This is a genomic window from Citrobacter freundii complex sp. CFNIH4, from assembly GCF_002934505.1.
GTDB lineage: Bacteria > Pseudomonadota > Gammaproteobacteria > Enterobacterales > Enterobacteriaceae > Citrobacter > Citrobacter freundii.
The window spans coordinates 2,273,215-2,289,000 of the sequence record NZ_CP026231.1 but is presented as its reverse complement, the minus strand read 5'-3'; the positions used below and the strand labels follow the sequence as shown (position 1 = coordinate 2,289,000).

The following is a 15,786-nucleotide window of genomic DNA, read 5'->3' as shown; positions in this document are numbered from 1 at the left end:
TTTGCTTGGTTTATTTGTATTTTTTTCTTTAATTAAAACTGGCAAGTCCTTATAGTATCTATTGTTTGCTGGCGCATATAATATAATCTACAAGTGCAATATATAAATTATTAATTGGTTGAAATAATTTATATTGTTCATGAATATATAATGAATTTGTGCCTCCTGATTTTTCTATTGGCGTAGAGGGAACTAAATATGAATGCTATATATAATATAGTCTGGAGTACGGCGCGTAATATGTTTGTGGTTGCTGGTGAGTTTTCCCGCGGTAATAATGGACTGCGTAATAGCATCAAAATAACTGGCCTGGCAACATTAATAAGTACTGCTGCTGTTAATGCTGCAGAGTTAGGCCCACAAAACGGTGCATCAATTATTTTGAGTGATAATGAAGTCGTTACGGCTAGTGGACAAACAAATACCACGGGTGTTGAGAGCATCACGACCGGCGGTGATGGCTTACAGATTGAAGGAAAAGCAACTATCAACGTATCTGGTGAAACTCTGTCTACCGGGGTTTCACTGGATAATGGCACCAAAAATGATTTAGGCACGAATACCGAAGTTCATGTCGCAGATACGGATGGCACACAAAATTCAAGTAAAAATACTACCGGAATTTTGATTTCAGCTAATAACCCGGGTACAGAGGTAACAGCATCTGGTATTAATATCGACGTTTCGGGTAAAAATAATGTTTATGGATTTAAAAATATAGGAAAAGACAGTAACGTCGATCTTGGTAGTGGAAGTTCTATTACAGCCATAACCGAAACTGATTATAGTATTGGTGGGATAGGTGATGCCCGCGGTGTTTATTTATTAGGCGGGAGTGGTACTTTCACCATGGATAATGGTTTTATCCATGCTACGAGTAAAGACAACACCGCGTGGGGGATTCAAAGCACGGGTAATGCTAAAATTGATTTAGGTAAAAATAGCCAGGTGGTTGTAGAGGGCAATAATATTGTAACCGGTATTGAGATAGGTACTGATGGTGTATTAGATGCCGATCAACTCACTATCACTGCAACAGGACTGGCAACAGATTATGGTTCTGTGACAGGTTTAAAGTTGGGTAAAAATAATCATGTTGATTTGGGAAATAACAGCAGAGTAACTATCAATGGCACCTCCGATCTTGCTGAAGGTATCTCGGTTATGGGTCCTGATGCTACGTTAATCGCCAATAATATGGATATTAATATCAGTACGACTCTGGACTGCCGCACAGGAGGGTGTACCACGCGTGGTATCGCTATTAATGAGGCCGGATCACGCATTGATTTGGGCAGCGGATCGACCATCTCAATCACCGGGTTCTATGTTGGGGCTGGAGTAACGATAAACCCCGCGGCAAAAGGTTCTGAATTTATTGCTGATAATCTAACGATTGATGTAACAGGGTCTCAGGTAAATGCAATATCAATGAACACAGGTTTTATGGATTTAGGCCAAAACAGCATCATAAGCGCAGCCGGAGAGGCGACGACTCTCTGGGTTACGGGGGGCGAATTCCACGCGGATGCACTTATCGTCAATACCGCCCAGTCTGTGGGCATCATTGCGCAGGGGGGCGATGTGATGATTGGTGCAGGCAGCGTTGTTGACGGCAGAAGTTCAGCCAGGTCGGGCTCTGCGACCAGCGGTATCGCTGCGGCCTCCGGGAGTACTCTTGATTTTAAAGGGGATGCCGACAATCGAAATGTTATTTACGCGATCGATGGTTACGGCGTGTCATCCCAGTTCTACGGCGCAACGGTTAATATCGCGAATACCGATATTATCATGAGTGGGCAAAATAACCCTTACGGGCTTTGGGCGATAGGAAGTAATAATTTAAACCGTCCGGGAATAATTAATGGTGAAAACCTGACCATTGATGTGACAGCGAGTGGGGAAAATGGTTATGGCGCGGTGGTTCAGCAGGGCGGGGCAATATCGCTGATCGGTGACACCACCATTAAAACCCAGGATGGTGTCGCTATTTTTGTTCCGGTTGTTACCGACAGTGCGGGAAATCTCTTACCCGGCGGGACCGTGACTGGTTCAGGTGTAATGGATATTACGGGCAATATCATTAGCGCGGGCGAAGGCAGTATTTCACTGGATATGGCGTCTGGTTCGCGGTTTGTGGGGGAAACGTTTGTTAACACCGAGCCAACGGTAGACTCTTCGCTGAATCTCTCACTGGCTGAACAGACGCAATGGACAATTACCGGTGATTCTTCTTTAACTCAATTAAATAATGCCGGAGATATTGTATTTGATACTCCTTCACATGACGGACAGTTCAAGACGCTGACGATTAATGGAAATTATCATGGTGATAACAGTAATCTTTATCTGAACACGCAGTTAGGGGATGACAATTCACCGACGGATAAAGTGATTATCACAGGTGATACTTCCGGTAGCACGACGCTCTATGTCAATAATATCGGGGGAGAAGGGGCGTTAACAACGAAAGGTATTGAAGTGATTGATGTCGGCGGTCAGTCTGATGGCGTTTTTACTCAGGGTAATCAGGTGCAGACAGGTTTGTATGAATACCGATTGTATGAAGATGGCGGTGACTGGTATTTGCGTTCGCAGGCTGTCCCGCCGATAGACCCGGATGATGGCGACGATGTTACACCGGTAGACCCGGATGATGGCGATGATGTTACGCCGGTAGACCCGGATGATGGCGATGATGTTACGCCGGTAGACCCGGATGATGGCGATGATGTTACGCCGGTATACCCGGACGATGGCGGTGATGTCACGCCGGTATACCCGGATGATGGCGATGATGTTACGCCGGTATACCCGGACGATGGCGGTGATGTCACGCCGGTATACCCGGACGATGGTGGTGATATTAAACCGGTAGAACCGCAATATCGGGCTGATATTGGCGCTTATCTGGGCAACCAGTGGATGGCGCGTAATCTGCAAATGCAGACCCTTTATGATCGCGAAGGGAGTCAATTACGTACAGGTGACGGCGGTATGTGGCTGCGCTTTAAAGCGGGTGAAGCGTCGTCAACAGCTGCAGACGGTCATGTGGATATTGACAACACTTATTCGCAACTGCAAATCGGTGGTGATGTGCTTAGCTGGGATAATGGTGAGCAGAGCCTGAAGGCGGGGCTGATGGTGAGTTATATTCACGCCGACACGGACAGTACGGGTAACCGTGGTGCAGATGGGAGCCGGTTCTCTGCCAGTGGTAACGTAGCCGGTTATAATCTTGGCGCTTATGCCACCTGGTTTGCGGATGCGAAAAATCACAGCGGCCTGTACGTGGACAGTTGGTACCAGTACGGGCTCTACAATAACAGCGTCGATAACGGCGATGTCGGGTCAACAGATTATGATTCGGCGGCGAGCGCGGTCTCTCTGGAAACGGGCTATCGGTACGACATCATACTTGCAAACTATAATGTCGTCAGCCTGACGCCGCAGGCTCAGGCGACATGGCAGCAATTTAAAGCGGACGCTGTCGCACAGAATGGAACGCGTATTGATGGACAAAACGGGGACAGCTGGACCACGCGCCTCGGACTGCGGGTAGATGGCAAGCTGCACAAGAATACGACGTCGGTGATCCAGCCGTTTGCAGAGGTGAACTGGTTACACACCAGTGATGATGTTGGCGTAGCATTTGATGGTGCTGAGGTGAAGCAGGATCTTCCGGCAGATCGCGCCGAGGTGAAAGTGGGTATCCAGGCGAATTTGAATAGCCAGTGGAGTATCACTGGACAAGTGGCGGGTCAAAAAGGACGTAATGACTATGGCGATCTCAGCGGTAGTTTGCTCGTACGTTACAGCTGGTAATTGATGTAAATTATCATCCAGGTGTTGTTGAAATACCCCAGTCTATGGCTGGGGTAATCTTTGTTGATTTGCTGCTCTTGTTTACTTAGCTTGCTCTTGTCTTAAAAAAGCTAAGCCTTAATTTGTTCTGTGATGTTTTCTGAAGACTCGCTTTCTTCCAGTAAACCTTCATCCTGCGCCAGCATCGCCGTTGCAATCCCGTTACCTAATACGTTGATAGCTGAACGTCCCATATCCAGGAAGTGGTCAATTCCCATCAGTAACAGGATCCCGGCAACCGGAATATTGAAGCTTGGGATGGTTGCCGCCAGTACCACCAGCGCTGAACGCGGCACACCGGCAATTCCTTTGGACGCCAGCATCAGCGTCAGCATCAGGACGGTGATTTCTGCGAAAGAGAGGTGAATATTATAGGCCTGCGCGATAAACATGGAGGCAAATGAACAATAGACCATGGAACCGACCAGGTTAAACGAATAACCGATAGGCAGCACGAATGACACGATGTTGGGTGAGCAGCCAAATTTAGTTAATTGCTCCAGCGTTTTCGGATAAGCGGCCTCAGAGCTGCTGGTGGTGAATGCGACCAGAACCGGGTCTTTCAGCATGCTCACCAGGCGAAAGACCTCTTTTTTCAGCATGACATAACCCACCGCCAACAGAACCAGGCAGGTCAGCAAAATCGCCACATAGTAGCCGCCGATAAACGATGCATAGTTAAGCAGGATCCCCAGACCCTGGGTAGAGATTACGGAAGAGATGGCGGCAAAAATTGCCAGCGGCGCGACGTACATCACGTAGCCGGTCACTTTCAGCATAATGTGGGAAACCACATCCAGCGCGGCAACCAGCGGAGCGTTAAATTTCTCTCCGAGCGATGCTCCACCAATACCGAAAAACATTGAGAACACCACGATTTGCAGGATCTCATTGTTAGCCATTGCCTCGGCTATGCTGGTTGGAATGGTATGTGTCAGAAAACCTTTCAGGCTCATGCCGCCTACGGCCAGACCGGTGTCGGTGGCTTCCAGCGGGATCGCAAGGTTTAACCCGCTCCCGGGTTGCTCAAGGGAAACCACAAACAGACCGACCAGAATAGACAATACAGAAGAGCTGATAAACCAGATCATCGCTTTGCCGCCCACGCGACCGATGGTGGACGTTTCCCCCAGGCGCATAATACCAACGGTCAGGGTGCTGAATACTAAAGGCGCAATCACCATCTTAATCAGACGTAAAAAGATGTCGGTGAGAAGCGTAATATTATCGGCCCAGGCGGTCACAACGCCGGGAGAGGCATAAGAGTGGATCACCGCACCCGACAGGATCCCCGCCAGCATGAAGATCACGATAAACAACGTGAGTTTGTTTGCATTTGCCACTAAAAAGCCCTCAGTAAGGATTTAACATTTATTGATCTGTTACTCATTTTTTATACTTATTAAGTGGTAACGAAGTATTCATCATATAAATTGGATTAAAGCGTAAACGGATACAACTTTTTTTAATTTTTTATCCATTTTGTTGTGGTATTTACGATGCGTATGTGTGATCCAAATCACACAAAAAAGTGTATTTCAGCCAATCTGGCCGTGCTCACCGATGAGTATGAATGTTATTTGCATGATAATTATGGTGTTTTTATGTGAGTAATTTGTAGTTGCTGCACACCAGTTTTACCTTCCCCTCGCCAGGCTTCACATCCCTTCAGGATTTCCTTTTTGCAAACGTAAAGTTATCTCAGCCACTGCCGATAACGTTGATAACTCGTTTTCAGGAAGGTGCCTTATGTTTAACCGTATCCGCGTTGTCACAATGCTGATGATGGTGCTGGGGGTTTTCGCACTGCTACAGCTTGTTTCCGGTGGTCTGTTGTTTTCTTCATTGCAGCAGAATCAGCAAAGTTTTGTTATTTCTAACGATCTTCGACAGCAGCAAAGTGAACTTACCTCAACATGGGATCTGATGCTGCAAACACGAATCAATTTAAGCCGTTCTTCTGCGCGCATGATGATGGATGCGTCTAACCAGCAAAGCAGCGCCAAAAACGATCTGCTGAAGAATGCGAAAGCATCGCTGGCGCAGGCTGAAACGCATTACGCAAAATTTAAAAACATCACACCGTTGCCGGAAATGGCAGAAGCCAGCGGCAACATTGAGGAAAAATATCAGCAGTACCATGCGGCCTTGGCAGAACTGGTTCAGTTTCTGGAAAGCGGCAATATGGACGCCTACTTTGCGCAGCCTACGCAGGGAATGCAAAACGCGCTCGGCGAGGCGCTGGGCAAGTACGCCAGCGTTAGCGAAAAGCTTTACGTTCAGGCATTTGATCAAAGCGCGCGGGATTACCATTTCGCCCAATGGCAGCTTGGCGTGCTGGCCGTAGTGCTGGTGCTGATTCTGGTGGTGGTCTGGTACGGCATCCGTCATACCCTGCTTAATCCTCTGTCCCGTGTTATTGCCCATATTCGGGAAATCGCCAGCGGTAACCTGACCGCAACTCTCGCCGTTAGTGGTCGTAACGAAATCGGCGAGCTGGCCAGTACGGTTGATCATATGCAGCGCTCGCTGACGGAAACCGTCACTCTGGTGCGTGAAGGCTCTGATGCGATTTATTCTGGTACCAGCGAAATTGCCAGCGGAAACACGGATCTCTCATCTCGTACGGAACAGCAGGCGTCAGCGCTGGAGGAAACCGCAGCCAGCATGGAACAGCTGACCGCAACCGTGAAGCAAAACGCGGACAACGCGCGTCAGGCCTCGCAACTGGCGAAAAGCGCCTCGGATACCGCGCAGCATGGCGGCAAAGTGGTTGATAGCGTGGTGAACACCATGCACGAAATTGCCGATAGCTCGAAGAAAATTGCCGACATTATTAGCGTCATCGATGGCATTGCCTTTCAGACCAACATTCTCGCACTGAACGCGGCGGTTGAAGCTGCCCGCGCCGGTGAGCAAGGCCGCGGCTTTGCCGTGGTGGCGGGCGAAGTGCGTAATCTGGCAAGCCGCAGTGCGCAGGCGGCGAAAGAGATTAAAGCGTTGATTGAAGATTCCGTTTCCCGGGTTGATACCGGTTCTGTACTGGTAGAAAGCGCTGGGGAAACGATGAACGACATCGTCAATGCCGTGACGCGGGTGACCGATATCATGGGTGAGATTGCCTCGGCCTCCGACGAGCAAAGCCGGGGGATTGATCAGGTTGCGCTCGCGGTCTCTGAAATGGATCGCGTTACGCAGCAGAACGCCTCTTTGGTACAGGAGTCGGCTGCCGCAGCGGCCGCTCTTGAAGAACAGGCCAGTCGCCTGACGCAGTCGGTATCGACTTTCCGTCTTGCATCACGTCCGGCCTCGACAAAACCACGCGATACACGATTACCTGCAGCGCCGAGCGCATCCTATCCGCGCCAGAGCATTGAACAAGATACGAATTGGGAAACATTTTGACTGACAGTTAAACCGCGGCCAGTGCCGCCTGATGGGAGCGTTGATGTTTAATCGTATTCGAATTTCGACCACGCTGTTTTTGATTTTAATCCTCTGCGGTGTTTTGCAGATTGGCAGTAATGGCTTGTCCTTCTGGGCATTTCGGGACGGTTTTCAGAACCTGAATCAGGTCGAACGGAGTAATCAGCAACGCGCTGCGCTGGCCCAAACCCGCGCTGTGTTATTACAGGCCAGTACGGCCCTTAATAAGGCAGGGACGCTGACCGCCCTGAGCTATCCGCCAGAGGACATCAAAACCCTGATGACCCTTGCGCGCGACAGCCTGGCGCAGTCTGAATTGATGTTTAAACACTTTATGGCGACGTCGGATTCGACGGAACAAGGCAAGGCGCTGTTTAGCGCGACGGAGAAAAGTTTCAACCAGTGGCAAAGCGATCTCGCGCATCAGGCCACCTGGCTTGAAAACAATCAGTTGTCAGATTTTCTGACCGCGCCGGTGCAGGCGGCTCAAGATGCTTTTGATGCGAATGTGAATGCGTGGCAGAGCAACATCGACCGCGTGTTGCAAACGGCAGGAGAGCAGAGTCAGCGCAATTACCATATGTCGGGGGTGATTTTCGCCACCATGGTGGTCCTGGCAGCACTGCTCACCAGCGGTGCGCTGTTCTGGTCACGCAAGATGATTGTTCAGCCGCTGGCGATTATTGGCAGCCATTTCGACAGTATTGCCGCCGGGAATCTGGCACGGCCAGTAGCGGTTTATGGGCGCAATGAGATCTCGGCCATTTTTGCCAGCCTGCAGAAGATGCAAAAGGCATTACGCGAAACAGTAAATGACGTTCGTCAGGGCAGCTCAGCCATGCATAGCGGTATTTCAGAAATCGCGATGGGCAATAACGATTTATCTTCGCGAACCGAACAGCAGGCGGCCGCGCTGGCACAAACGGCAGCCAGCATGGAACAACTTACCGCCACTGTCGGCCAGAACGCTGATAACGCGCGCCAGGCGTCAGGGATCGCCAAAAGTGCGGCAGACACAGCGCATAAAGGTGGCGAGCAGACGTCCCGGGTTGCCAGCACCATGCATGAGATTTCTGCCAGCTCGCAGAAAATCGGCGACATCATCGGCGTGATTGACAGCATTGCCTTCCAGACCAATATCCTGGCGTTGAATGCCGCGGTCGAGGCCGCCAGGGCAGGGGAGCAAGGGCGTGGTTTTGCCGTCGTCGCTGGTGAAGTGCGTAATCTGGCAAGCCGTAGCGCGCAGGCGGCGAAAGAAATTAAGGGGCTCATTGAGGAGTCAGTCACCCGGGTGCATCAGGGCTCGCAACTGGTGGATATGGCGTCGCGCACGATGACGGAAATTGTCAGTTCGGTGACCCGGGTTAACGACATCATGGGCGAGATTGCCTCGGCATCCGATGAACAGCGCAGAGGCATTGAGCAGGTGGCGCAGGCCGTCAGCCAGATGGACTCAGTGACGCAGCAAAACGCCGGGCTGGTGGAAGAAGCCGCATCCGCCACCGGACAACTCGCTACACAGGCCGATAATCTTTCCGCCTGTGTCGCATTTTTCAAGCTTGAAGAGCAAACCGTAGCAAAACAAGAGTTGGCGCAGCCGCAGGTTGTGCCCGTTGTATCCTGAATGTGATTGAGAAGGCGCTATGACATCATCTCTGCCCACCGGGCAAACGTCATTATTGTTACAGATGACACAGCGCCTCGCGCTGTCTGACGCGCATTTTCGTCGGATATGTCAATTAATCTACCAGCGTGCGGGGATCGTACTGGCCGACCACAAGCGGGATATGGTTTATAACCGCCTGGTCCGCCGTTTGCGTACCCTGGGGCTGGATGACTTTGGTCGCTATCTCAGCATGCTGGAAGCTAACCAGAACAGTGCTGAGTGGCAGGCTTTTATTAACTCCCTGACTACCAACCTGACCGCATTTTTTCGCGAAGGGCATCATTTTCCGGTGCTGTCAGATCATGCTCGTCGGCGCAGCGGTGAATACCGCGTCTGGAGCGCGGCGGCATCAACCGGAGAAGAACCCTACAGCATTGCGATTACGCTTGCCGATACCTTAGGTATGGCACCGGGCCGCTGGCGTGTTTTTGCCAGCGACATTGATACCGAAGTGCTGGAAAAGGCCAGAAACGGCATTTACCGCCTCGATGAGCTAAAGACGCTGTCACCCCAGCAGTTGCAGCGTTATTTCATGCGCGGCACCGGGCCGCATGAAGGGTTGGTACGCGTTCGGCAGGAACTGGCAGGTCATGTTGAATTTTCCAGCGTCAATTTACTGGATAAGCAGTACAACGTGCCAGGCCCTTTTGATGCCATATTTTGCCGTAACGTAATGATCTATTTCGATAAAACGACGCAGCAGGACATTTTGCACCGTTTTGTTCCACTTCTTAAACCTGACGGACTGCTGTTTGCAGGTCATTCAGAAAACTTTAGCAACCTTGTGCGCGAGTTTAGCCTGCGTGGACAGACCGTGTATGCGCATGCGCCAGGTAAGGATAAAGCATGAGTAAAATCAGGGTGTTGTCGGTAGATGATTCTGCATTGATGCGTCAAATCATGACCGAAATTATTAACAGCCACAGTGATATGGAAATGGTGGCGACGGCGCCGGATCCGTTGGTCGCCCGGGATTTAATCAAAAAATACAATCCCGACGTCCTGACGCTGGACGTGGAAATGCCGCGCATGGACGGCCTCGATTTCCTTGAGAAGTTGATGCGCCTGCGTCCGATGCCGGTGGTTATGGTTTCTTCACTGACCGGTAAAGGTTCTGAGGTCACGCTGCGGGCCCTGGAACTGGGGGCGATTGACTTTGTCACCAAGCCTCAGTTGGGGATCCGCGAAGGCATGCTGGCGTATAGCGAGATGATTGCGGAGAAAATCCGCACCGCATCGCGGGCAAAACTGGCCGCCCACAAACCCTTGGCGGCACCGACGACCTTGAAATCGGGGCCATTACTCAGTTCAGAAAAACTGCTGGTCATCGGCGCCTCAACCGGAGGAACAGAGGCAATTCGCCATGTACTCCAGCCATTGCCGCTTTCAAGTCCCGGTATTCTTATTACCCAGCATATGCCGCCAGGATTTACCCGATCGTTCGCCGAACGTCTGAACAAACTGTGTCAGATTACCGTGAAAGAGGCAGAGGACGGAGAGCGCGTTCTCCCTGGGCATGCGTATATCGCGCCTGGCGACAAGCATATGGAGCTGGCGCGCAGCGGCGCGAACTATCAAATCAAAATTCATGACGGTCCGCCGGTTAACCGGCACCGGCCCTCAGTGGATGTGCTGTTTCATTCGGTGGCGAAACATGCGGGGCGTAATGCCGTTGGGGTGATCCTGACCGGTATGGGCAACGATGGCGCAGCCGGAATGCTAGCGATGAACCAGGCGGGTGCCTGGACCATTGCGCAAAACGAAGCAAGTTGTGTGGTGTTCGGCATGCCGCGCGAGGCCATCAATATGGGTGGCGTAAGCGAAGTGGTCGATCTTAGCCAGGTGAGCCAGCAAATGCTGGTGAAAATTAGTGCCGGACAGGCAATACGTATTTGAATCAGGAGTTTATTTTTATGGCGGATAAAGAGCTTAAGTTTTTGGTTGTGGATGACTTTTCCACCATGCGTCGCATCGTGCGTAACCTGCTTAAAGAGCTGGGATTCAACAATGTTGAAGAGGCTGAAGATGGCGTGGATGCGCTGAACAAGCTACAGGCAGGGGGATTCGGTTTTGTTATTTCTGACTGGAACATGCCGAACATGGATGGACTGGAACTGCTGAAAACCATCCGTGCAGATGGTGGGATGGCTTCTCTGCCGGTGCTGATGGTCACGGCAGAAGCGAAAAAAGAGAACATCATTGCGGCGGCACAGGCAGGCGCCAGTGGCTATGTCGTGAAACCGTTCACGGCGGCGACGCTGGAAGAAAAACTGAATAAAATCTTTGAGAAACTGGGCATGTGAGGGTGTGATGATGATGCAACCACAAATTAAACCTGCTGACGAACACTCTGCAGGGGACATCATCGCGCGCATCGGCAGTTTGACCCGAATGCTGCGCGACAGCCTGCGTGAACTGGGGCTGGATCAGGCTATTGCCGAAGCGGCAGAAGCAATTCCCGATGCCCGCGATCGTCTCGATTACGTTGTACAGATGACCGCTCAGGCGGCAGAGCGCGCGCTGAACAGCGTCGAAGCTTCGCAGCCGCACCAGGACGCGATGGAAAAAGGGGCCAAAGACCTGACCAAACGCTGGGATGAATGGTTCGAAAATCCGATCGAACTGTCAGACGCTCGTGAACTGGTCACCGATACCCGTCAGTTCCTTGGTGATGTGCCCGGACATACCAGCTTTACCAATGCCCAGTTGCTGGACATCATGATGGCGCAGGATTTCCAGGATCTCACCGGACAGGTCATCAAGCGCATGATGGATGTTATCCAGGAAATTGAACGTCAGCTGTTGATGGTTCTGTTGGAAAACATACCGGAACAGGGCGCTCGTCCTAAACGTGAAAACGAAAGCTTGCTGAACGGCCCGCAGGTTGACGCCTCGAAAGCTGGCGTAGTGGCAAGCCAGGATCAGGTTGACGACCTGCTGGATAGCCTCGGGTTCTGATGAGTATTTGCCGGATGTGAGGCGTGGGCCTCTCATCCGGCTTACGCGCAATTCTGCTTAAAGCCATAAATCCCGTCTTTTTTACCGCTTACTCTTCCCATTGCTGGATAGCTGTTCTGGCATCATTCTCGCCTATATCTCTATCCAGGGTCTGATGCGTGGCAGAAGAAAGCGACGACGACAAAACAGAAGCCCCCACACCCCACCGACTTGAAAAAGCGCGGGAAGAAGGGCAGATCCCCCGATCCAAAGAGCTAACCTCACTACTTATTTTGCTGGTGGGCGTGTGCATTATCTGGATTGGCGGGGAGTCGCTTGCCCGCAGGCTGGCCGGTATGCTGTCGGCCGGATTACGTTTTGACCACAGTATGGTCAACGATCCAAACCTGATCCTCAGCCAAATCATCCTGCTGATTAAAGACGCGATGATTGCGCTGTTGCCGTTGATTACCGGCGTCGTTCTGGTGGCATTAATCTCCCCGGTGATGCTTGGCGGCTTGATTTTCAGCGGTAAATCCCTGCAACCCAAATTCTCTAAGCTGAATCCGTTGCCGGGCATTAAGCGCATGTTTTCCGCGCAAACCGGCGCAGAACTGCTCAAAGCGATACTGAAGTCGACGTTAGTGGGCAGCGTGGCCGGGTTTTATCTCTGGCACAAGTGGCCAGAGATGATGCGGCTGATGGCGGAATCTCCGATTACGGCAATGGGCAACGCCCTGGATTTAGTCGGCATGTGCGCGTTGTTGGTGGTGCTTGGTGTCATTCCGATGGTGGGATTCGACGTTTTTTTCCAGATTTACAGCCATCTGAAAAAGCTGCGCATGTCTCGCCAGGATATCCGTGACGAATTTAAGCAAAGCGAAGGTGACCCGCACGTTAAGGGCAAAATTCGCCAAATGCAGCGCGCGGCCGCTCAGCGTCGCATGATGGCGGATGTACCAAAAGCAGACGTTATTGTCACTAACCCTACGCACTACTCAGTGGCGTTGAAGTATGACGAGAACAAAATGAGTGCGCCGAAAGTTGTCGCTAAGGGGGCCGGGCTGGTTGCGCTGCGCATTCGTGAAATTGGCGCAGAGCACCGTGTCCCTACATTAGAAGCGCCACCACTGGCGCGTGCGCTCTATCGCCATGCTGAAATTGGTCAGCAAATACCGGGTCAATTATATGCCGCCGTTGCCGAAGTGCTGGCATGGGTATGGCAGCTAAAACGCTGGCGTCTGGCTGGCGGCAAACGTCCACCACAACCTGAAAACCTTCCGGTGCCTGAAGCACTGGATTTCATGAACGAGAAGAATACTGATGGCTAATCTGGTCGCGATGCTGCGTCTGCCCAGCAACCTGAAATCCACGCAATGGCAAATCCTTGCCGGACCGATCCTCATCCTGCTGATCCTGTCGATGATGGTGCTGCCGCTGCCGGCTTTCGTCCTCGATTTGCTGTTCACATTTAACATTGCGCTGTCGATCATGGTGCTGCTGGTGGCGATGTTCACCCAGCGTACGCTGGAATTTGCCGCATTCCCGACGATTTTGCTGTTTACCACATTATTACGCCTGGCGCTGAACGTTGCGTCGACCCGTATCATTTTGATGGAAGGACACACCGGCGCGGCGGCGGCGGGGAAGGTGGTTGAAGCTTTTGGTCACTTCCTGGTGGGCGGTAACTTTGCGATCGGCATCGTGGTCTTCGTGATTCTCGTCATCATTAACTTTATGGTAATCACCAAAGGTGCAGGGCGTATCGCCGAGGTTGGCGCGCGCTTCGTGCTGGATGGTATGCCCGGCAAGCAGATGGCGATTGATGCGGATTTGAATGCCGGTCTGATTGGCGAAGATGAAGCTAAAAAACGACGCTCGGAAGTGACCCAGGAAGCGGATTTTTACGGCTCAATGGACGGTGCGAGTAAATTCGTCCGTGGAGACGCCATTGCCGGTATTTTGATCATGGTGATCAACGTAGTCGGCGGTCTGTTAGTTGGGGTGTTGCAGCATGGTATGAGCATGGGCAGCGCTGCGGAAAGTTATACCCTGCTGACCATCGGTGACGGGCTGGTGGCACAAATTCCTGCGCTGGTTATCTCTACCGCGGCGGGCGTTATCGTGACCCGCGTGAGTACCGACCAGGACGTAGGCGAACAGATGGTGACCCAACTGTTCAGCAATCCTAGTGTCATGTTGCTCAGTGCGGCGGTACTTGGACTTTTGGGCCTGGTTCCGGGCATGCCGAACCTGGTGTTTCTGATGTTTACTGCCGCATTGCTGGGCCTGGCCTGGTGGATGCGCGGTCGTGAGCAAAAAGCGCCAGATGAACCGCAGCCGGTGAAAATGCCGGAAAACAACTCCGTGGTGGAAGCCACGTGGAACGACGTGCAGTTGGAAGATTCGCTGGGAATGGAGGTAGGTTATCGCCTGATCCCAATGGTGGACTTTCAGCAGGATGGCGAGTTACTGGGGCGAATTCGCAGTATTCGTAAGAAATTTGCTCAGGATATGGGCTTCCTGCCGCCGGTGGTACACATCCGTGACAATATGGATCTGCAGCCGGCCCGCTATCGAATTTTGATGAAAGGGGTAGAAATTGGCAGCGGTGACGCCTATCCGGGACGCTGGCTAGCCATTAACCCGGGTACTGCTGCCGGGTCGCTGCCGGGTGAGAAAACGGTCGATCCGGCTTTCGGACTGGACGCTATCTGGATTGAAAGCGCATTGAAGGAACAGGCGCAGATTCAGGGCTTTACGGTGGTTGAAGCCAGTACTGTTGTTGCTACGCATCTAAATCACCTGATTGGCCAGTTCGCCGCTGAGCTGTTTGGCCGTCAGGAAGCGCAGCAGTTACTGGATCGAGTGTCGCAGGAAATGCCAAAGCTGACGGAAGATCTGGTGCCGGGAGTTGTGACGCTCACCACGCTGCATAAAGTGCTGCAGAACTTACTGGACGAGAAAGTACCGATTCGTGATATGCGCACCATTCTTGAAACGCTGGCGGAACATGCGCCGCTGCAAAACGATCCGCATGAGCTTACCGCGGTCGTCCGTGTTGCGTTGGGACGCGCCATCACTCAGCAGTGGTTCCCGGGTAATGAAGAGGTTCAGGTTATCGGTCTTGATACTCCGCTCGAGCGTTTGCTGCTGCAAGCGCTGCAGGGGGGGGGAGGCCTGGAGCCTGGGCTTGCAGACCGCCTGCTGGCCCAAACACAGGAAGCGCTGTCCCGGCAGGAAATGTTGGGCGCGCCGCCTGTCTTGCTGGTTAATCACGCGTTGCGTCCGCTGCTGGCGCGGTTTTTACGTCGCAGCATCCCGCAGTTGGTGGTGTTATCGAACATGGAGCTTTCCGATAACCGCCATATCCGCATGACGGCGACCATTGGAGGTAAATAATGCGCAAGTTACTGTGGTTGTTGTTTTTTCCTCTGGTGGCGCAGGCCGCCGGAGAAGGGGCCTGGCAGGCAAGCGGTATGGGGATCACCTTAAATCACCGTGGCCAGTCAGCCTCGTCTGCGCCTTTGGTTCCTGGCCAGCCGGTCTCTGGCTTAATGACGCTGGTAGCCTGGCGCTATGAGCTGAATGGCCCCACGCCCGCAGGTCTGCGGGTGCGTTTATGTTCTCAGTCCCGTTGTGTCGAGCTGGATGGGCAAAGTGGGACCACCAACGGGTTCAATAATGTTCCGGCCATTGAACCGATGCATTTTGTCTGGGAAGTCCCCGGCGGTGGTCGCCTGATCCCCGCGTTACGCATTCAGAGCAATCAGGTGATTGTGAACTACCGTTAACACCCTCCGTCATTCAGACCAGCAGTTGAAACTGCTGGTTGTTTCAACATTCCAGTCTCTCATTCAATTAAATAGAAACGCAGTTTTATAAAATAAGTG

General features: G+C 52.0%; 11 protein-coding genes. 10 read left to right on the top strand and 1 reads right to left on the bottom strand.

The features are described 5' to 3' along the window. Positions 1-198: 198 nt before the first annotated feature. Positions 199-3,825, top strand: coding sequence for an autotransporter outer membrane beta-barrel domain-containing protein (locus C2U41_RS11820; RefSeq protein ID WP_103848433.1), 3,627 nt, complete (start codon positions 199-201; stop codon positions 3,823-3,825). 110 nt (positions 3,826-3,935) lie between these two features. On the opposite strand, the gene C2U41_RS11815 is transcribed toward C2U41_RS11820, so the two are convergent. Continuing rightward, the gene (locus tag C2U41_RS11815) at positions 3,936-5,207 is read right to left on the bottom strand and encodes a dicarboxylate/amino acid:cation symporter (RefSeq protein WP_003839151.1); all 1,272 of its coding nucleotides are present in this window, start codon (positions 5,205-5,207) and stop codon (positions 3,936-3,938) included. A 406-nt stretch (positions 5,208-5,613) separates the two neighbouring features. On the opposite strand from C2U41_RS11815, the gene tar reads away from it, so the two are divergent. The 9 genes from tar (at position 5,614) to flhE (ending at position 15,687) form a co-directional block, all read left to right on the top strand. After that, complete coding sequence (tar, locus tag C2U41_RS11810) at positions 5,614-7,269, top strand: methyl-accepting chemotaxis protein II (RefSeq protein WP_032936849.1); 1,656 nt, start codon at positions 5,614-5,616, stop codon at positions 7,267-7,269. Positions 7,270-7,312: 43 nt separating this feature from the next. Next, on the top strand, positions 7,313-8,914 hold the full coding sequence (gene tap, locus C2U41_RS11805; RefSeq protein ID WP_003844172.1) for a methyl-accepting chemotaxis protein IV: 1,602 nt from the start codon (positions 7,313-7,315) through the stop codon (positions 8,912-8,914). Positions 8,915-8,933: 19 nt separating this feature from the next. Continuing rightward, entirely contained in the window at positions 8,934-9,806 is an 873-nt protein-coding gene (cheR, locus tag C2U41_RS11800) for a protein-glutamate O-methyltransferase CheR (protein ID WP_003034649.1), read from the top strand. After that, complete coding sequence (locus tag C2U41_RS11795) at positions 9,803-10,852, top strand: protein-glutamate methylesterase/protein-glutamine glutaminase (RefSeq protein WP_003839158.1); 1,050 nt, start codon at positions 9,803-9,805, stop codon at positions 10,850-10,852. The genes cheR and C2U41_RS11795 overlap by 4 nt, the downstream gene beginning before the upstream one ends. Positions 10,853-10,869: 17 nt before the next feature. Beyond that, positions 10,870-11,259 carry a chemotaxis response regulator CheY gene (cheY, locus tag C2U41_RS11790; protein WP_003034656.1) on the top strand — a complete coding sequence of 130 codons (390 nt, stop codon included), beginning with the start codon at positions 10,870-10,872 and terminating at the stop codon, positions 11,257-11,259. 10 nt (positions 11,260-11,269) lie between these two features. Then, positions 11,270-11,914, top strand: a complete 645-nt coding sequence (gene cheZ / locus C2U41_RS11785) for a protein phosphatase CheZ (RefSeq protein ID WP_003034659.1) — start codon at positions 11,270-11,272, stop codon at positions 11,912-11,914. A 158-nt stretch (positions 11,915-12,072) separates the two neighbouring features. Beyond that, entirely contained in the window at positions 12,073-13,224 is a 1,152-nt protein-coding gene (flhB, locus tag C2U41_RS11780) for a flagellar biosynthesis protein FlhB (protein WP_003034664.1), read from the top strand. Beyond that, complete coding sequence (flhA, locus tag C2U41_RS11775; protein WP_003034666.1) at positions 13,217-15,295, top strand: flagellar biosynthesis protein FlhA; 2,079 nt, start codon at positions 13,217-13,219, stop codon at positions 15,293-15,295. The genes flhB and flhA overlap by 8 nt, the downstream gene beginning before the upstream one ends. Beyond that, positions 15,295-15,687, top strand: coding sequence for a flagellar protein FlhE (gene flhE / locus C2U41_RS11770; RefSeq protein ID WP_003034667.1), 393 nt, complete (start codon positions 15,295-15,297; stop codon positions 15,685-15,687). The genes flhA and flhE overlap by 1 nt, the downstream gene beginning before the upstream one ends. Positions 15,688-15,786: the final 99 nt, after the last annotated feature.

Excerpts from the sequence above, each read along its gene's own strand:
- flhA (WP_003034666.1), top strand. The coding sequence starts at position 13,217 with ATGGCTAATCTGGTCGCGATGCTGCGTCTGCCCAGCAACCTGAAATCC.
- C2U41_RS11820 (WP_103848433.1), top strand. The coding sequence starts at position 199 with ATGAATGCTATATATAATATAGTCTGGAGTACGGCGCGTAATATGTTT.
- C2U41_RS11795 (WP_003839158.1), top strand. The coding sequence starts at position 9,803 with ATGAGTAAAATCAGGGTGTTGTCGGTAGATGATTCTGCATTGATGCGT.
- flhE (WP_003034667.1), top strand. The coding sequence starts at position 15,295 with ATGCGCAAGTTACTGTGGTTGTTGTTTTTTCCTCTGGTGGCGCAGGCC.
- cheY (WP_003034656.1), top strand. The coding sequence starts at position 10,870 with ATGGCGGATAAAGAGCTTAAGTTTTTGGTTGTGGATGACTTTTCCACC.
- cheR (WP_003034649.1), top strand. The coding sequence starts at position 8,934 with ATGACATCATCTCTGCCCACCGGGCAAACGTCATTATTGTTACAGATG.
- tar (WP_032936849.1), top strand. The coding sequence starts at position 5,614 with ATGTTTAACCGTATCCGCGTTGTCACAATGCTGATGATGGTGCTGGGG.
- tap (WP_003844172.1), top strand. The coding sequence starts at position 7,313 with ATGTTTAATCGTATTCGAATTTCGACCACGCTGTTTTTGATTTTAATC.
- cheZ (WP_003034659.1), top strand. The coding sequence starts at position 11,270 with ATGATGCAACCACAAATTAAACCTGCTGACGAACACTCTGCAGGGGAC.